The organism is Pedobacter nototheniae, assembly GCF_032678625.1.
GTDB classification, from domain to species: domain Bacteria; phylum Bacteroidota; class Bacteroidia; order Sphingobacteriales; family Sphingobacteriaceae; genus Pedobacter; species Pedobacter nototheniae_A.
The window spans coordinates 184056-202929 of record NZ_JAVTSO010000003.1 but is presented as its reverse complement, the minus strand read 5'-3'; the positions used below and the strand labels follow the sequence as shown (position 1 = coordinate 202929).

18 protein-coding genes are annotated in these 18874 nt (G+C 37.4%); 13 read left to right on the top strand and 5 right to left on the bottom strand.

Annotated elements, in window-relative coordinates; genetic code table 11:
- Nucleotides 1–119 precede the first annotated feature (119 nt).
- The 12 genes from R2Q77_RS11015 (at nucleotide 120) to R2Q77_RS10960 (ending at nucleotide 12509) form a co-directional block, all read left to right on the top strand.
- On the top strand, nucleotides 120–854 hold the full coding sequence (locus R2Q77_RS11015) for a (Fe-S)-binding protein (RefSeq protein WP_316803789.1): 735 nt from the start codon (nucleotides 120–122) through the stop codon (nucleotides 852–854).
- 1 nt (nucleotide 855) lies between these two features.
- The gene (locus tag R2Q77_RS11010; RefSeq protein ID WP_316803788.1) at nucleotides 856–2229 is read left to right on the top strand and encodes a lactate utilization protein B; all 1374 of its coding nucleotides are present in this window, start codon (nucleotides 856–858) and stop codon (nucleotides 2227–2229) included.
- Nucleotides 2219–2821, top strand: coding sequence for a lactate utilization protein C (locus R2Q77_RS11005; RefSeq protein WP_316803787.1), 603 nt, complete (start codon nucleotides 2219–2221; stop codon nucleotides 2819–2821). Before R2Q77_RS11010 ends, R2Q77_RS11005 begins: the two co-directional genes overlap by 11 nt.
- A gap of 19 nt (nucleotides 2822–2840) precedes the next feature.
- Nucleotides 2841–4124, top strand: a complete 1284-nt coding sequence (gene fucP / locus R2Q77_RS11000) for an L-fucose:H+ symporter permease (RefSeq protein ID WP_316803786.1) — start codon at nucleotides 2841–2843, stop codon at nucleotides 4122–4124.
- Between the two features lie 6 nt (nucleotides 4125–4130).
- A complete protein-coding gene (locus tag R2Q77_RS10995) occupies nucleotides 4131–5768 on the top strand; it encodes an altronate dehydratase family protein (RefSeq protein ID WP_316803785.1) in 1638 nt (545 codons plus the stop codon).
- A gap of 16 nt (nucleotides 5769–5784) precedes the next feature.
- Entirely contained in the window at nucleotides 5785–6549 is a 765-nt protein-coding gene (locus R2Q77_RS10990) for an SDR family oxidoreductase (protein WP_316803784.1), read from the top strand.
- Nucleotides 6549–8894, top strand: a complete 2346-nt coding sequence (locus tag R2Q77_RS10985) for a glycoside hydrolase family 95 protein (RefSeq protein WP_316803783.1) — start codon at nucleotides 6549–6551, stop codon at nucleotides 8892–8894. Before R2Q77_RS10990 ends, R2Q77_RS10985 begins: the two co-directional genes overlap by 1 nt.
- A 5-nt stretch (nucleotides 8895–8899) precedes the next feature.
- Complete coding sequence (locus R2Q77_RS10980) at nucleotides 8900–9748, top strand: fumarylacetoacetate hydrolase family protein (RefSeq protein WP_316803782.1); 849 nt, start codon at nucleotides 8900–8902, stop codon at nucleotides 9746–9748.
- A gap of 3 nt (nucleotides 9749–9751) precedes the next feature.
- On the top strand, nucleotides 9752–10081 hold the full coding sequence (locus tag R2Q77_RS10975; protein ID WP_316803781.1) for an L-rhamnose mutarotase: 330 nt from the start codon (nucleotides 9752–9754) through the stop codon (nucleotides 10079–10081).
- 138 nt (nucleotides 10082–10219) lie between these two features.
- Nucleotides 10220–11044, top strand: coding sequence for an amidohydrolase family protein (locus R2Q77_RS10970; RefSeq protein ID WP_316803780.1), 825 nt, complete (start codon nucleotides 10220–10222; stop codon nucleotides 11042–11044).
- A gap of 5 nt (nucleotides 11045–11049) precedes the next feature.
- Nucleotides 11050–11832, top strand: a complete 783-nt coding sequence (locus tag R2Q77_RS10965; RefSeq protein ID WP_316803779.1) for an SDR family oxidoreductase — start codon at nucleotides 11050–11052, stop codon at nucleotides 11830–11832.
- 218 nt (nucleotides 11833–12050) lie between these two features.
- Nucleotides 12051–12509, top strand: coding sequence for a GNAT family N-acetyltransferase (locus tag R2Q77_RS10960; protein ID WP_316803778.1), 459 nt, complete (start codon nucleotides 12051–12053; stop codon nucleotides 12507–12509).
- A 51-nt stretch (nucleotides 12510–12560) separates the two neighbouring features.
- Here R2Q77_RS10960 and R2Q77_RS10955 read toward each other — a convergent pair whose 3' ends face one another.
- The 3 genes from R2Q77_RS10955 to R2Q77_RS10945 all read right to left on the bottom strand — a co-directional run bounded on the left by R2Q77_RS10955 (nucleotide 12561) and on the right by R2Q77_RS10945 (nucleotide 15894).
- Nucleotides 12561–13475, bottom strand: a complete 915-nt coding sequence (locus R2Q77_RS10955; protein ID WP_316803777.1) for an exopolyphosphatase — start codon at nucleotides 13473–13475, stop codon at nucleotides 12561–12563.
- 181 nt (nucleotides 13476–13656) lie between these two features.
- The gene (locus R2Q77_RS10950; RefSeq protein ID WP_316803776.1) at nucleotides 13657–14994 is read right to left on the bottom strand and encodes an ABC transporter permease; all 1338 of its coding nucleotides are present in this window, start codon (nucleotides 14992–14994) and stop codon (nucleotides 13657–13659) included.
- 3 nt (nucleotides 14995–14997) lie between these two features.
- Nucleotides 14998–15894: an ABC transporter ATP-binding protein gene (locus tag R2Q77_RS10945; protein WP_316803775.1), complete on the bottom strand. Its 897-nt coding sequence runs from the start codon at nucleotides 15892–15894 to the stop codon at nucleotides 14998–15000.
- A gap of 104 nt (nucleotides 15895–15998) precedes the next feature.
- Here R2Q77_RS10945 and R2Q77_RS10940 point away from each other — a divergent pair, with 104 nt between their 5' ends.
- Nucleotides 15999–16949: a DUF3829 domain-containing protein gene (locus R2Q77_RS10940; protein ID WP_316803774.1), complete on the top strand. Its 951-nt coding sequence runs from the start codon at nucleotides 15999–16001 to the stop codon at nucleotides 16947–16949.
- Between the two features lie 69 nt (nucleotides 16950–17018).
- Here the strand turns inward: R2Q77_RS10940 and dnaJ are convergent, their stop codons facing one another.
- Together dnaJ and R2Q77_RS10930 are read right to left on the bottom strand one after the other, a co-directional pair.
- Complete coding sequence (gene dnaJ / locus R2Q77_RS10935) at nucleotides 17019–18185, bottom strand: molecular chaperone DnaJ (protein WP_316803773.1); 1167 nt, start codon at nucleotides 18183–18185, stop codon at nucleotides 17019–17021.
- Nucleotides 18186–18276: 91 nt separating this feature from the next.
- A complete protein-coding gene (locus R2Q77_RS10930; RefSeq protein WP_316803772.1) occupies nucleotides 18277–18861 on the bottom strand; it encodes a nucleotide exchange factor GrpE in 585 nt (194 codons plus the stop codon).
- Nucleotides 18862–18874: the final 13 nt, after the last annotated feature.

Genomic DNA, 18874 nt, shown 5'->3' with positions numbered 1-18874 from the left:
CGTTAAAAGTAATATATATTCCAATATCGCTTAATAATAAGGCAATGGAGCAAACTTTTAAATATGCTTTAAAAGTTTTATTTGTATGTTCAATAGCATCTAACCATTTGCCGTTTTTTATGAGAGTTGGATTATTTATACCCTGTTATATAGATCAGTTTTATCCCCAGGTGGGTGTTGCCACCTTGCAGTTGCTGGAGAAATTTGGTGTGGATGTATATTATCCCGAAAAGCAAACCTGCTGCGGCCAACCACTTGCAAATTCAGGTTACGAACACCTTACCCAGCCAGTAAACAATTGCTTTATTGAAAATTTTGCAGGTTTCGATTATGTAGTTTCCCCATCCGGAAGTTGTGTATTGCACATTAAAGAACATTTACTTGGTACCGGTAAAACTGAAGAGACGCAACAAATAAGAAATAATGTTTATGAACTCGTTGAGTTTTTAACCGATATTTTAAAAATAGAAGGTTTAACCGCTAATTTTCCTTATAAAGTTGGCTTACATCAAAGTTGCCACGGGCAGCGGGGTTTAAGATTATCAAGCATGACTGAGTTAAATGAAACTCAATTTTCAAAACCAGAAACTTTATTAAAAATGGTAAAGGGCTTGGATTTGGTTGAGCTAAAAAGAAAAGATGAATGTTGCGGTTTTGGTGGAACATTTTGTGTAACAGAGGAAGCTGTTTCGTTTAAAATGGGAAAAGACCGGGTTAAAGATCACATCGATCACCATGCAGAGTATATTACAGCAGCAGATATGTCTTGCTTAATGCATATGGAAGGAATTTTAAAACGAGCCAACAGCAGCGTTAAGGTAATCCACATTGCAGAAATCCTTAATGCCGGATAATATGAAAGATCACGCAACGTTAGCAGGCATTTTTAATAAAGATGAAGAAAGAGTATCGTGGCACGATGATACCTTATGGTTTGTTCGGGAGAAAAGGGATAAGGTAAGCAAAGAAATTAAAGATTGGGAAGCTTTGCGTAACGCAGCATCCCAGATAAAAGATAATGTACTTTCTGAATTGGATCATTATTTAATCCAGTTTGAAAAAAATGCACAACAAAATGGCATAATTGTGCATTGGGCAGCCGATGCCGTGGAACACAATCATATTGTCCTTTCCTTATTAAAAAAGGCCGAAGTTAAAAGTATGGTTAAAAGTAAATCCATGCTTACCGAGGAGTGCCATTTAAATGAATTCCTGATTGAAAACGGCATTGAAGTAATTGATACCGATTTAGGGGAAAGGATTGTTCAGTTGGCAAATGAAGCACCAAGCCATATTGTTTTGCCATGTATCCATAAGAAAAAAGAAGAAATAGGCGAAATTTTCCATGAGTTTTTAGGAACACCGAAAGGGCTTTCAGATCCTCAGCAATTAACAGAGGCTGCGCGACAAAACCTGCGCGAAAAATTCCTCACCCGAAAGGCAGCCTTAACGGGCGTAAATTTTGCCATTGCAGAAACAGGAGAGTTTGTGGTGTGCACCAATGAAGGAAATGCAGATATGGGGGCTCATTTGGCCGATATACACATCGCCAGCATGGGTTTTGAAAAAATTATTCCCGAAAGGAAACACCTGGGCGTATTTTTAAGATTGCTTGCAAGAAGCGCAACAGGGCAACCCATTACCACCTATTCAAGCCATTTTAAAAGACCACTTAAAAACAAGGAAATTCACATTGTAATTGTAAATAATGGCCGAACCACCCAGTTAGGTCGCGAAGATTTTAGAAACTCCCTTAAATGCATTCGTTGTGGTGCTTGTATGAATACCTGCCCGGTTTACAGAAGAAGTGGTGGGCATAGCTACCATACGGCCATTGCTGGTCCGATAGGTTCTATTTTGGCCCCAAACCTGGATATGGAAAAGTATAAGGATTTGCCTTTTGCATCCACTTTATGCGGCTCCTGTACAAATGTGTGTCCGGTAAAAATTGATATTCACCAGCAGCTGTATAAATGGAGGCAAGTAATAGTTAAAAATGGATATACTGATGCGGCTAAAACGCTTGCTATGAAGGGAATGGCTTTTACGCTTTCTTCGTCGGGCAGATTTGATTTTGCAGGCAAAGCCATGCGTTTAACTTTGAAATATGTTCCTTTTGCGATCAATAATAAGTTAAACCCCTGGTATAAAAACAGGGAAATGCCCGAAGTGCCAAAGGAATCTTTTAAAACATGGTATCATCAAAACAGAAAAAAGAATGATGGATAGCAGAACAAGTATTTTACAGGGCATTGCCGAAAATAAACCCAAAACAATTGTACCCTTACCAGATTTAAATTTTGATCAGGATGCAGAAATAGGACTTTATAAGTTTATTGCTTCTGCCTCGTTAAATGGAAGCAGGGTTTACAGAATAACAGATTTAACCGAATTAAAGAAACACATAAAAGAAAATTTTTCATCTTCTAACCGGGTTTTAACAACAATTTCAGGATTAAAGGATGTTGAGGGACAGCAGGTAGAGTTTTCTGAAGATGAAGATCCCCATAATCTCGAAAATATAGATTTGGCGATTTTAAAAGCTCATTTTGGGGTTTCAGAAAATGGAGCTTTGTGGCTTACAGAAGAACTTTTAATGCACCGGGTTTTACCTTTTATAACCCAGCACCTCATTCTTGTATTAAATGAAAATGAAATAGTAACTTCAATGAACCAGGCCTATGAAAAAATAGGCACGAAGGATTACAACTATGGTGTTTTTATTTCAGGGCCCTCTAAAACTGCCGATATTGAGCAATCGCTGGTTATCGGAGCCCATGGAGCAAGGAGCCTTGAAATATTTCTGATACAAAATAACTAACCAAAACATAACTAAACTAATGAGCCACCCAACAACAGAACAGTTTAATCTATCCGAAAACCAAAAACAGCCAGGAAATTACCTGTTTCCATTAATACTGGTTACCAGTTTGTTTTTCTTTTGGGGTTTTGTACATAATTTAGATCCTATTTTAATTCCACACCTGCGCAAGGCATTTAAATTGAATGATTTAGAGTCTTCTTTTGTGGATTTCTCCATCTTCATTGCCTATTTTGCCATGGCTTTACCTGCTGGTTATGTAATGAGGAGGTGGGGTTACAAAAGTGGTATTATTTTAGGTTTAATTCTATTTGCGATAGGGTCATTTTTATTTATTCCGGCTGCTGATACCAAAGTTTACATTTACTTTTTAGGTGCATTATTTATCATTGCCTGCGGTTTAGCTTTTCTGGAAACAGCCGCAAATCCTTATGTAACCATCCTTGGCCCTTCAGCATCAGCCACTCAACGCTTAAATTTTTCACAATCTTTTAATGGTTTAGCAGCCTTTTTAGCACCAATTATTGGGTCAAAATTTATTTTTACGGGCTCTACCGAAACTGAAGCGCAGATTAAAGCGATGACACCGGCCGCTTATAACACCTATGTAACTGCAGAAGCCGCAAGTGTTAAAGGTCCCTATACTTTTTTAGGTTTTGCCATTGTATTGGTCATTATCTTGTTTGCATTTACCAAATTACCCGATATAAAATCAAGTGAAACAGAAGAAAAATCAAGCATTTTTGATGCGCTAAAATTTAAACAATTGCGTTGGGGTATAATTGCACAGTTTTTTTATGTGGGTGCACAGGTATGTATACTTAGTTTTTTTGTCCGTTTTATTGGTGTTTCTGCCGGCATAAGTTTAGAATCTGCAGCCTGGTATTCGGGAGCGGCGGGCTTAGCATTTATGTTGGGCAGGTTTGCAGGTACATTTTTTATGCGCTTTATGGCCCCCAATAAATTACTAATGCTGTATGCTATAATTTGTACACTGCTTACAATCGTATCCATCTTTGCTCATGGAGTAATAACTGTTTACGCACTAATAGGAGTTGCGTTTTTTATGTCTATTATGTTTCCAACTATATTTTCACTGGGCATTTCAGGTCTTGGAAAAGACACTAAAATTGCTTCTTCGTTAATCGTAATGTCCATTGTTGGTGGTGCATTTTTGCCACTTGCATTAGGGTACATTTCAGATATTACAGGCAGCATACAATATGGTTACGTAGTGCCTTTAGTTTGTTTTTTAGTCGTTTTCTACTTTGGTAAATCAGGATATAAGCCGTTGCAAAATTAATTTTATATGAACACAGTAATTAAAATAAATAACCACGATAATGTGCTGGTTGCCCTTACAAATTTAAACAGGGGTGATGTGATTCGTTATGACGGTATAAATTATACCCTGCAAAGTGATGTGCCTGCCAAGCACAAATTTTTTATGCAGGATATGTATTCAGGCTCAGAAGTTTTTATGTATGGAGTATTAGTAGGTAAAACCCAGCATGACTTAGCTGCAGGAAGTATTATGAATACCGAAAACACTAAACATGCGGCAGAACCTTATGCTTATCGTAATGTAAATTATAAATGGCAGGCTCCCGATGTTACGAAATTTAAAGAACGGAGCTTTCAAGGTTACCACCGTAGCAACGGACAAGTGGGTACGGCCAATTACTGGTTGTTTATACCAACGGTATTTTGCGAAAATAGAAACCTTAACATTATAAAAGATGCGCTTTACAATGCTTTAGGTTATGCCGTTGATGATAAATATAAACATTATGCCAATCAACTGGCTGATGCGTTAAAGAACGGCGAAGACCTAAAACAGGTATCTTTCGATCCATTAAATGATGCAAAAGCCTCAAGGGTTTTTAAAAACGTTGATGGAATTAAGTTTCTTAACCACAACGGAGGCTGTGGCGGTACCAGGCAAGATGCAGATGTTTTAAGCCATTTACTCGCGGCTTATGCCGACCATCCTAATGTAGCAGGAATTACCCTTTTAAGTTTAGGTTGCCAGCATTTGCAGGTGGCCGATTTTAAAAGAGATTTGCTTACCCGAAACCCGTCATTTGATAAACCTTTACTGGTTTTTGAACAACAGCAAACACAAAGTGAGGAAGAATTGGTTAGACAGGCGATACAGCAAACGTTTGAAGGATTAATGACGATCAATAAGATTGAAAGAACGGATGCGCCTTTGAGCAAATTGTGTGTGGGTGTAAAATGTGGCGGTAGCGATGGCTTTAGTGGCATTTCGGCTAACCCTGCAGTTGGTCATTGCGCCGATTTACTGGTTGGGCTTGGGGCGAAGGTTTTGCTTGCCGAATTTCCTGAGTTGTGTGGTGTAGAACAGGAAATGATTGATCGTTCAGTTGATCAGGTTACGGCAGAAAAATTTATCCGTTTAATGACAGAATATGATGAATTAGCACATAAAGTCGGGTCGGGTTTTTACATGAACCCTTCGCCGGGTAATATCAAAGATGGGCTGATTACCGATGCTATTAAATCGGCCGGAGCAGCCAAAAAAGCTGGGAGCTCGCCTGTGGTTGACGTACTTGATTATACGGAGCCAGCAACTAAACCAGGTTTGAGTTTGGTTTGTACGCCGGGAAATGATGTGGAAGCCACAACGGGTAAAGCTGCATCTGGTGCAACGCTTATTTTGTTTACAACAGGCTTGGGTACGCCAACGGGTAATCCGGTTTGTCCTACCATTAAGGTGGCCACCAATTCTGCATTGGCCAAAAGAATGGCTGATATTATCGATATTGATACGGGCCCTGTGATTCGCGGAGAGAAAAATATTGAAGAAATGGGCGAAGATATTCTGGAATATTGTATTAAAGTTGCCAGCGGAGAGGAAATTCCTAAAGCAGTTCAATTAAATCAGGATGATTTTATTCCCTGGAAAAGAGGAGTAAGTTTATAATTTTAATTTTTTTAAGATGTTTAAATTAGAAAATAAAAAAGCGGTAATTACCGGTGGTGGAAGTGGAATTGGCCAGGCAATAGCCGTTGTTTTGGCTAAACAAGGAGCCGAAGTGCATATTATTGAACTTACAGCCGAACATGCTGCACAAACTTTAAAAGTAATAAACGAAGCGGGTAAAAAAGCTTTTGCACATGGCTGTAATGTTGCAGATCATGAACAAGTGGCAGCCATCTTCGAATCTATAGGAGCCATTCATATTTTAGTCAATAACGCCGGAATAGCCCATATTGGTAAAGCGGATACCACTGCAGAAAGCGATTTTGATCGTGTAATGCAGGTAAATGTGAAAGGAGTTTATAATTGCTTGTTTTCTGCAATTCCCCAGCTGCGTAAATCTGGTGGAGGTGTAATTGTTAATATGGCCTCTATAGCAGCATTGGTTGGTATTCCCGATCGTTTTGCATACAGCGCAGGCAAAGGTGCTGTTAAAGCCATGACCATGAGTGTTGCAAAAGATTACATCAGCGAAAATATCAGATGCAACTCCATTTCTCCTGCAAGGGTACATACACCCTTTGTAGATGGCTTTTTAAAAAATAACTATCCGGATAATATCCCCGAAATGTTTGATAAATTATCAAAAACACAACCCATTGGCCGTATGGCAAAACCAGAAGAGGTTGCTGCATTGGCGTTATACCTGTGCAGCGATGAGGCTGCTTTTATAACCGGCTGCGATTACCCTATTGACGGAGGCTTTACAACTTTAAACAATTAATGATGAAGTTAAAATTCCGGATTATAATTTTACTGACATTTGTTTTTATCCAGGCAAATGCACAGCAAGGATTAAAACTGTGGTATAAAAAACCCGCTGCCATTTGGAATGATGCTTTGCCAGTTGGAAATGGCAGGCTGGGTGCTATGGTTTTTGGTAAAGTCGGGAGCGAAACCATCCAGTTAAATGAAGAAAGTTTATGGGCAGGTAACCAATCAAATGATAATAATCCGCAAGCCTTAGCGCATATAAAAGAAATACAACAGCTGCTTTTAGATGGAAAAAATAATGAAGCACATGAGCTGGCTACTAAATACCTGCTGGCTACACCTCCTAATTTCAGGTCTTATCAAACCTTGGGTAACCTTCGTTTAGAATTTGCAAATAGCACTAATGTTAAAGATTATCAGCGTAGCCTTGATTTGGGAACAGCCATTGCAGCTGTAAACTATAATGCCAATGGCTCAAATTACAAAAGAGAAATTTTTGCTTCAGCACCTGATAATGCGATTGTTGTACACCTTATAGCAGACCAGCCAAAAGGATTGAATTTTAAAGTTTCATTGTCGAGAGAGTTGGATGCTGCGGTTAATGCTGTTTCCAACAATACCTTGCTGCTTAGCGGGCAGATTATGGATTTACCATCTGATGATGTAGGTAAGGGTGGAATGGACATGAAATTTAATGCGGTTGTGAAGGTTATTTCCAATTCAGGAAAAACAGAAGCTGCTAACAATGGCATTATGATTACCGATGCTACTGATGTAACCATTTTAATAACCGCGGCTACCGACTATAACTTAAGCAAATTAAATTTTGACAGGGCAATAGATAGCAAAAAAACTTGCGAAGATATTATTGCCAAAGCATCAGCCTATACCTATGAAACCATATTACAACGCCATTTGGAGGATTATCAACCCATATTTAATCGGGTTAAATTGGATCTGGGTGGTGATGATTTATCGAACTTACCAACGGATGTAAGAATGGATAATGTGCGTAAAGGGGCAGTAGATAAGCAATTAACATCGCTATACTTTCAATATGGAAGATACCTTTTAATGGGCAGTTCGAGGTTTCCAGGTGTTTTGCCTGCTAATTTACAAGGCGTTTGGAATGATTTATATGAAGCACCCTGGAAATCAGATTACCACACCAATATTAACATTCAAATGAATTATTGGCCGGCTGATGTGGCTAACCTTTCAGAAACAATGGTTCCTTTTGCAAATTTTGTAGATCAAAACCGTGTACCCGGTCGCGTGGCTGCAGTCGAAACTTATGGTGCAAAAGGGTGGACAATCCATCACGCGACCGATATTTTTGGAAAAACAGGCATTCAGTCGGGCATACATTGGGGAACTTCTCCGTTAGCCTCAGCATGGCTTTGTCTTAACCTCTGGGATCATTATCGTTTTACTTCCGATACGGATTACCTAAGGAATAAAGCATATCCGATTATGAAAGAAGCAGCAGAATTTGTACAAAGCTTTTTAATTAAGGATAAAAACGGTTATTTGGTAACTGCACCATCAATGTCGCCCGAAAACACTTTTATTCTTCCTAACGGCCAGGAAGATCAGCTTACTTATTCGCCAACAATTGATATTGAACTGATCCAGAGTTTATACGACGCCTGTTTAAAAGCCGGAAAACTCTTAAATGATGATCCCGAATTTTTGAAGGGCTTACGTGAAACACTAACTAAATTACCGCCAATTCAAATCAGCAAACGTACAGGAACCATTCAGGAATGGATTGAGGATTATAAAGAAGCAGAACCTGGACACAGGCATATTTCTCATTTACTGGGTTTATATCCTGCAGAAGTAATTAACCCTTCTAAACCAGCCTTATTTGAAGCGGCAAAGAAAACGCTCGAAAGAAGGTTGGCCAATGGCGGAGGGCATACGGGTTGGAGCCGTGCCTGGATTATTAATTTTTATGCCCGATTACTGGATGGAGAAAAAGCCTGGCAAAATGTACAAGCATTGTTACAAAAATCCACCTTAAATAATCTGCTCGATAACCATCCGCCATTCCAAATAGATGGTAACTTTGGTGGAACAGCCGGTATTGCCGAAATGCTGGTACAAAGCCAGAATGATTATATAGAGCTTTTGCCTGCAATCCCTGCCGAGTGGAACAAAGGAGAAGTAAATGGCTTGCTTGCCCGTGGTGGATTCGAAATAAAAATGAAGTGGGAGGCTGGTAAACTGGTGAACGCAGAAATTTTATCGAAAAAAGGTAATGATTGTAAAATCAAATACGGCCACACAATTATCCGTTTAAAAACAAAAGCAAATCAAACTTATCAATTAAACAAAAAGCTTAAACTTTAAATACAATGAAACTAATAAGATTTGGCGCAGCCGGAGAAGAAAAACCAGGTGTAATTATCAACGAAGAGTATTATGATGTTTCTGCCCTGGTAAAAGATTATGATGAAGCCTTTTTTGCCGGTAATGCACTGGAAGAACTTAAAGAACAAATAAAAAATACAGATTTACCCAAAGTAAATAAAGACGTAAGGTTAGGACCTGCGCTTGCACGACCTTCTAAAATTGTGTGCATTGGTTTAAATTATAAAGACCATGCGGCAGAAACAAATGCAGCCATTCCGCTGGAGCCAATCTTGTTTTTTAAAGCAACTTCGGCTATTGTTGGTCCTAACGATGATTTAGTAATACCAAAAAACAGCACAAAAACGGATTGGGAAGTAGAGCTTGCTCTTGTTATTGGTAAAAAAGCAAGTTATGTTGAAGAAAAGGATGCATTAAATCATATTGCAGGTTACGTTTTGCATAATGATTATAGTGAAAGAGCTTTTCAGATAGAACGTAACGGACAATGGGTGAAAGGGAAAAGTTGCGATACTTTTGCGCCAATCGGCCCCTTTATAGCGACCCAGGATGAGATAGAGGACATTCATAATGTAAGATTATGGCTCAAAGTAAATGATAAAGTTTTGCAGGATGGAAATACGTCAAACCTGATTTTTAATATTCCTTTTTTAATTCACTATGTAAGCCAGTTTATGACACTTTTACCTGGCGATGTAATCACCACAGGCACACCGGCAGGCGTAGGGTTAGGACAAAAGCCAGCGCCCTGGTATTTAAAGGAAGGCGATGTTGTGGAGTTGGGAATAGATGGCTTAGGTAGCAGTAAACAACATGTAAAAGCTTATCAATAACATATGAGAAGGTATTGTTTGGCTTTGGATTTAATCAATGATGAAAAGCGCATTGCAGAATATGAGCAGCACCATAAAGCTGTTTGGCCAGAAATCCTGGAAAGCATTAAAAATTCAGGAATTTATACCCTTGAAATTTACCGCAAAGGAAATCGCCTTTTTATGATTATGGAGGTTAACGAAAGCTTTTCTTTTGAAGCAAAAGGTGCAGCTGATGCAGCCAATCCCATGGTTCAAAAATGGGAAACTTTAATGTGGAATTATCAACAAGCTTTACCCGGAGCAAAACCAGGCGAAAAGTGGATGTTGATGGACAAAATATTTTCGTTATAAACAAATTAAAAAGACATAAGGCTTAAATTACGGTAATGGCAAGCAAAACTAAATTTGTGGTTCTATTACCCATATAACCTATAAAATTTAATCTTCGGAGGCCAGATTTCTGACTTCCGGATTTTTTAAACTAACCAAATGATTATAGATGCACACGTACATTTCTGGAATTACCATCCTGTAAAAGACAACTGGATTACGCCTGAGATGGATGTGATTCGTAAAGATTTTTTGCCTGTGGATCTTGAATCTTGTTTTACAGAGCATCAGGTAGAAGGTTGCGTGGCAGTACAGGCAGATCAAAGTGAAAAGGAGACGGCCTTTTTGCTGGCAGAGGCCGAAAATAATTCAATGATTAAGGCGGTAGTTGGCTGGATTGATTTGCTTAACCCGAATGTGGAAGAGCGGTTAAACTATTTTAGTCAATTTCCACAACTTAAAGGCTTCAGGCATATTGCACAGGCAGAGCCAAAAGGGTTTTTACTCCAAAATGAGTTTATTGAAGGATTAAAGTTACTCCACAAGTATAATTTTACTTATGATATTTTGTTAAAGGCAGATCAGTTAGGTGATGGAATAAGGTTGTTGGAAAGATTACCAGACCATTCTTTTGTTTTAGATCATTGTTGCAAACCTGATATTAAAGGTAAAAACATACAGGATTGGAAAGAACAGGTGCAAATATTGGCTCAAAACCCTAAACTCTGCTGTAAAGTTTCAGGGTTAATAACCGAAGCAGATTGGAATAAATGGAATGAACAGGAAATTTTTAACTGTCTGGATGTCGTTTTCGGCTATTTCGGCATTGATCGGTTGTTATTTGGAAGCGATTGGCCCGTTATGCTGCTTGCCGGAAACTATCCCCGTTGGCTTCAGCTTTTAAAATCATACACCAAACAATTTACAGAAACGGAAAGAAATAATTTCTTCTCGGAAAATACAAAAGCATTTTATAAAATTTAATAAAAATGGATCTTCATTTAAGCGATCGGATTATTGTGGTTAGTGGTGGTGCCAAAGGTATTGGCGAAGCTATTGTTAAAGCATTGGCAACAGAAAAAGCATTTCCGGTAATTGTAGGACGTAGCGAAGCAGATAATTTAAAGTTACTTTCAGAATTGAAAGCACTGGGTTTAAGCGGTGATTATGTCATCGCAGAATTAACTCAGCCAGAGGCTTGCAAGAAAGTTATTGATGAGGTGATCGAAAAGTACGGACGTATAGACGGTTTAGTTAACAATGCAGGTGTAAATGATGGTGTTGGACTCGAAAATGGCACTTATCAGGGCTTTATGGAATCATTGCATAAAAATCTGGTTCATTATTACTTACTGGCTCAGCATGCTTTACCCGCACTTAAAAAGAGCAAAGGTGCAATTGTAAATATTGGCAGTAAAACAGCCGAAACAGGGCAGGGTGGAACCTCTGGTTATGCAGCAGCAAACGGAGGAAGAAATGCTTTAACGCGCGAATGGGCTGTAGAACTACTCCCATTTGGAATCAGGGTTAATGCAGTTATTGTAGCCGAGGCTATGACACCACTTTATAAAACATGGATTAGTACTTTCGATCACCCGGAAGAGAAGCTGAAAACCATTACCAATAAAATTCCATTCGAAAAAAGAATGACCAAAGTAGAGGAAATCGCGGATATGGTTACATTTTTACTCTCCGATCGGTCAAGCCATACTACAGGGCAATTAATTCATGTAGACGGTGGTTATGTTCACCTGGATAGGGCAATTGAATAAATAATCCAATCTTAAATGCAGGTTTCTATTATTTAGAAAAGCAAACTCCGCCTTCTTATCGTTTCCGAAAGTCCCGCCATTTGCTGTATTCCGATGAAAAATCGGGATGCCGCTACTGTCGGGTTTAAATTATCTAAGACTGTTTTTGAACACCATTTCTTCCTCATGCTCAAATTATTTCAACATATTTGTAAGTAACAAGAAAATATAGTTTTAAAATGGAAATCACAGTTAGACAGGCGCAAGAGAAGGAAATAGATACATTGCTCGAATTTGAAAAAGGAATTGTAGCAGCAGAACGTCCTTATGATAGTACACTAAAACCTGGAGAAATTCATTATTATGATCTTTTAGAATTAATAAAATTATCAGAAGCCGAGGTTCTTGTAGCCGAAATCAATGGCGAAGTTGTAGGATCTGGCTACGCTAAAATTTTAACGGCCAAGCCTTATTTAAAGCATACTCAATTTGCATATTTAGGCTTTATGTACGTAAAACCCGAATTTCGCGGCAATGGCATTAATAAAGTCATATTAAACGCGCTTCTAAATTGGGCAAAAGAAAAAGGTATTTCTGAAATAAGACTCGAAGTTTATGAGGAAAATATAGCCGCCAAAAAAGCTTACGCTAAAGCAGGCTTTACACCTAATTTGTTAGAAATGAGAATGGAAATTTAAGTCCCAACAGATAAACTTCGCATGTTTTTAAAACCTGCGAAGTTTGATTGATTAATTTAGGATTGATAAAACACCCATTTTTAAATCATAAGTAGAAAGGGTCAGATTATTGATTTTTAATCTACCCAAAACATAATTGGTTATTAAAGCAGAAACTACGATCATATCTACCCTTAAAGGAATCATGCCGGGCATTACTGCTCTTTCCACATGCGTTGCATTAATTAATTTGCTGGCTATTGAAATATATTCATCAAAATCAAATTTATAGGTTTTAGCTGTTTTGATATCCGTATGCAGATTGTTCTTTTTGATAATCAGCTCTGCAAAAGTTTCGAAAGCACCAGCCGAACCGATTAAAAATTTGGGCTGATATTTTTCGCAAACCTCAAATAAATCTTTTAGTTGTTCCTGTACATGAACTAAAATAGAATTTCGGTCTTCATCAGAAATAGGATCAGATTTGAAAAACTTTTGCATTAAGCGGGCGGCACCAATATCATAACTTTTTTTCCAAATTAAGGCATTCTTATCACACAGGATAAATTCAACGCTTCCGCCACCAATATCCATAATTAAGGATAAATCTTCTACAGCCCCACTTAGTTTTACGCCCTGATAAATTAATCCCGCTTCTTCCTCCCCGGAAATAATTTCAATCTCAATCCCGGTTTCAGCCTTCACGGCATCTACAAAATCCTTTCCGTTGCTTGCGCTACGTATAGCAGATGTTCCCGTGGTTTTAAAGTTGGTAACACCATATTCTTGTAAAGTCTGACTGTAAATTTTTAATTGATCAACGCCACGTTTAAAAGCAGCATCAATAATCAGGTTGTCATTTAACCTTCCTTCACCCAGTCTAACCGGTGCATTGGTTTTGTAAATGATTTTAAGCTCATCATTTTCTTTTTCGGCAATAATTAAATGAAAGGTATTTGTTCCTAAATCGATGGCAGCTGTACGCATAGTTTTAAATTTCGATAAATATCGGTGTAAATGTTATTAACCACAAAAGCAAAACAAAAAAATCAGGACTGTTTTTTCTAAATTCAAGGCTACAAAGAAAGCGAATACCGTCGTTTGTCCTGTACCTTAATGATTTCCTTTTTAAGGATACAACATTTAAGCGCTTAAATGATAAAGGCAATTAACTTTTATACCAAAACCATTTTACCATCTCCTTAAAGCTTGCTTTTTTACCATACATTAAAATACCAACACGATAAATTCTTGAAGCAAACCAAACCGTTCCAATAAAACCAATTATTAAAATACCCATTGATAAAATCAATTCCCAGGCAGGAACACCATAAGGTAAACGCACCACCATGGCAATAGGGGAGGTAAAAGGAATCATGGAAAGCCAAAAAGCTAAAGAACCATAAGGATCATTGTTTACAACGCTTAAAGAAAGTGCATAACTGAGCAGCAAAGGCATCATTACGGGCATCATGAACTGCTGTGTCTCAGTTTCACTGTCGACCGCCGAACCTATTGCTGCGTATAAAGCACTATAAAATAAATAGCCTCCTAAAAAGTAAAATATAAATACGGTCACAATCTTACCAAAATCAAGCCCCTCTAAACTCTTCTGTACATCACCCATTGGTCCATCGTTCATAGCGGCTATTTGAGTTTGCGATGCAGCACTCACTGTAGGGATTTTTGAAGAAGTAGCGGCTATATTTTTTACATCATCTTTATTTACAAATAAACTTACTGCCAGCGTAGAAATAGATACGGTTAAAATAATCCATAGCAAAAACTGCGTTAAACCAACCATAGCAATACCAATAATTTTACCCATCATCAGTTGGAATGGCTTAACAGAAGATATAATGACTTCAATAATACGACTGGTTTTTTCTTCGATTACACCACGCATTACCTGCACACCGTATAACATAATAAACATAAACATCAGTACGCCTGCAATAAAACCAATAATGGTACTGGCACCTGCACTCGAATTTTCTTCTTTTCCGGTATCATTAATCTTTTTAACATCAATATTTACCGTACTTTTTAAATTATTGAGGTCTTCCTGAGAAATGCCTGATTTTTTAAGTTTATAATCCCTTATTAAATCCTCAATGGCATCAGAAATTTTTCCATCTAAAGATAAACCCGCTTGCTTGGTTCCAATTAACTGGATGCCTTTTGGAGTATCGATATTAAAATCAGGCAGGTACAAAATGTAATCGAAACCAGATTCACTTAAAGTCTTTTTTAAATGTTCAAAAGAGTCTTTTTTGTAAACAAAAGTTAAATTTTTGTTCGATACGAGTTTTTCCGTTAATGTTTTATTTTCGTTTATTACAGCAATTTTATCCGATTTATCAGAAACTCCTTTAATACTGAAATAAATAATCAATCCATAGAAACCGGCAATAATCAAAGGCGTTAAAAACGTCATAATAATGAACGATTTCTTTTTTACCCTTGATAAATATTCTCTTTTTATAATTAGTAAAATCTTGTTCATGGCTTATTTTTTAACACTCTCGATAAAAATATCGTTCATACTCGGAATAACTTCTGCTAAATGATTAATCTTAACTTTTGGTAACATCGTTCCTAAAACATCGTTTACGGTGTAGCCATCTTTAAGTTTAAATTTTATGCTTTTACTGTCCTTTAATACTTCTGTATGCAGGATGTCAAACATCCAGTTGCTTTCAAAATTACTTTCGCCAATGTACTCAATTACATAAGTATTGTTTCTGTAGGATGCTTTGATGTCTTCCACAGCGCCATCTAACACTTTTTTCGATTTATCAATTAAAGCAATATTATCACAAAGTTCTTCTACACTTTCCATTCTATGTGTAGAAAAAATAAAGGTTGTACCCTGTTTGTTCAACTCTAAAATTTCATTTTTAATTAAGTCGGCATTAACAGGATCAAAACCAGAGAAAGGTTCGTCTAAAATAATAAGTTCCGGGTTGTGCAGCACAGTAACCACAAACTGTACTTTTTGCTGCATGCCTTTGCTTAAATCCTCCACTTTTTTATTCCACCAACTGCCCATTTCTAATTTTTCGAACCAGAATTTTATTCTTTTGGTTGCTTCAGCGGTACTTAAGCCTTTTAATTTGGATAAGTAAAGAACTTGCTCACCAATTTCCATTTTTTTGTACAATCCACGTTCTTCGGGTAAATAACCAATTCGGTTGATGTGGCTTGCGTTTAGTTTTTCTCCGTTAAAAATAACTTCGCCACTATCGGGAGCTGTAATTTGGGTAATAATTCTGATTAACGATGTTTTTCCTGCACCATTAGGACCCAGCAAACCAAAAATCTTTCCTTCTTCAACCTCCAGGCTTACATCATCAAGCGCACGATGGTTGGAATATTGCTTAACAATATTTTTAACAATGAGCATAGTTACAGTTTTAGTAATGGTTAGAATACAAAAGATGCCAAACGTTACAGCTATTGGTGCGAATATTGCTTTGAAAAAATATCAGATTATTAAAACCTAAAAACATGAAATTAACGATTAAATTAATTGCACTTGCTTTCGCAGTATCATTTTCCGCTTGTAAAGGTGGTGGTAAAAAAGAAGGCGCTAAAACAGAATATGCAGAATCCAATAAAGATGATGCAAATGACATTGTAGAGTACAACAATGTGTTGGTTAGTTTTACCGATAAAAATAACAATTACCTGAAAAGCCTGGAGAATGGTTTGAAAACCATTAGCAGAGGTTTGGAAAACCCAAATAATCAATTCGCCTTTTCAGGAATAATTAATCCAATTTCCATTCCTTTTTATAGCAATTCGAAAATAAAACCCGAAACCCCACCTTCTGCTTTGAGTAGTGACGACCAAAAATTCTTTAAAGAAAATGTAGCTGGTTTAAACAGTACAATGACTAAAATAAAGGATACTTATAAATCATTAAACGATTATATTAAAGCCGAAGATTGGAAAGATGATAAAAGTGCTAAAGGCAAGCTTTTGGTAGATTCTATTTATTCAATGAGTAAAAATTATTATGCGTACGACGATAAAATTTTGGCCAAGCTGGAAGTAATCGGAGATGATGCAGAGCGGATTATATTAAAGTCGCACCCGTTAAAAGAATATATTTTTGCCTTAAAGGATGATAAAAAAGCAGTAGACGATTTTAACCGTTTACTGGGCGAAAGTGCTGAAAAGTATAAAGCAGCCGAACCAAAAATTAAAACTGCTTATGCTGCATTAGAAGCTCAACGTGGAAAACACAGTGCAATGCCAGCACCAAATGCTAAAGAATTTCCAGGACAAGGTGATTCTTTTAAGCGTTTTAACGAAGCTTTTAATGATTATTTAGTTGAAGCCAGGAAAGTAATGAGAGATGCCTCTACTTCAGGAAAAATAAGCCAGAGTGATGGTGAAAACTTAGTTAGAAAACAAGATTATATGCGCACTGCCTATAATAGTTTTGTAGATTAGTTTCTGAAAATCTCGAACACAAAAAAACCGATACTTTATGGTATCGGTTTTTTTGTGGATTATATCTGATTACTCAAAGTATTCCTTCATTCTTTCGAAGAAACTCTTGTCGTTTTTACCCGGTTGTGGCTTAAAATTAGGCGATTCGCGCAACTTCTCTAAAGTACTGCGCTCTTCACTGCTTAAAGCTTTTGGTGTCCAGATGTTAATGTGTATAATTTCATCGCCTCTATGGTAAGAATTTACTTCTGGTAAACCTTTTCCCTTTAAGCGTAATAATTTTCCGCTTTGTGTACCCGGCTCTATTTTAATTTTTGCTTTACCATCAATAGTTGGCACTTCAATACTTAGTCCTAAAGCTGCATCAATAAAGTTTAAATGTAAATCATAAACAATATTATTGCCTTCACGCTTCAGTACTTCATGTGGGGTTTCTTCAATCAAAATGATTAAATCGCCGGGAATACCGCCATTTGGTGCTGCATTACCTTTTCCACTCATACTTAATTGCATGCCTTCGCTAACACCAGCAGGAATATTAATGGTAATGGTCTCTTCTCCGCGTACTACACCATCTCCATGGCAAACAGTACATTTCGAAGTAATTTGCTGACCGCTACCGTTGCAGGTAGGGCAGGTGGATGCAGTTTGCATCTGACCTAAAATAGTATTGGTTACCCTGCGTACCTGGCCACTACCACCACAAGTACCACAAGTACTTACTGATGATTTATCTTTTGCTCCAGAACCATCGCAGGTTTTACAAACGATAAGTTTATTAACCTTAATTTTTTTCTCAGCACCGTGAGCAATTTCTTCAAGGGTTAATTTAACTTTTATACGAAGGTTGGAACCTTTAGCTACCCTACGGCCACCGCGTTGCTGACCGCCGCCACCACCTCCAAAAAAACTTTCGAAAGGATTATGTCCGCCAAAAATATCACCAAAATTGCTGAATATGTCATCCATATTCATGTTGCCGCCACCACCATAACCACCAGCAGCGCTGCTGCCAACGCCGGCATGGCCAAACTGATCGTAACGTTGTTTTTTCTCAGCGTTGCTTAAAACTTCGTAAGCCTCGGCAGCCTCTTTAAATTTATCTTCAGCAGCTTTATCTCCTGGGTTTTTATCAGGATGATATTTAATAGCCATTTTACGATAAGCTTTCTTAATCTCATCTGCTGCTGCGCCTTTGGTTACGCCTAATACGTCGTAATAATCTCTTTTGCTCATTTCTATATTAATGATTGAATGACTAAATGATGAAATGAAGGAATAGTTTTGAATATTCCATCACTTTTAAACTTGCTCATTCAAAATTATTTTATGCACCTACTACAACTTTGGCGAAGCGGATAACATTATCATTTAAAGTATAACCTTTTTCTACCTCGTCAATTACTTTTCCTTTAAGATCAGCAGTAGGGGCAGGTATATTGGTAATTGCTTCGTGGAAATCTGTGTCGAATTCTTTGCTGATGCTTTCTACATCTTTTAAACCTTTTTGGGCCAAAATATTTTTTAGCTTATTGTGTACCAAAAGTACACCTTCTTTAACCGGCTCTACATCGGCAGCAGTTTCCATTGCTTTAAGTGCACGGTCAAAATCGTCTAATACCGTTAATAAAGATACAATTACGTCTTTACCAGCCGTTTGCAATAACTCAACACGTTCTTTTTGAGTACGACGTTTATAATTGTCAAACTCAGCATATAAGCGTAAATATTTATCGTTAAGCTGTTGAACTTCTGCCTGCAATTTTTCTTCAGCAGATAACTCAACCGCTTGTTCAGTTTCATTCGTAACCGCATCAGAATTTTCTACATTTTCTGCTGCAGTATTTTCTGACGTATTTTCAGTATTCATTATATTTTCTTCTTTATCGTTATTTTTCTTCTTATTAAACATAATATTAGGCTGA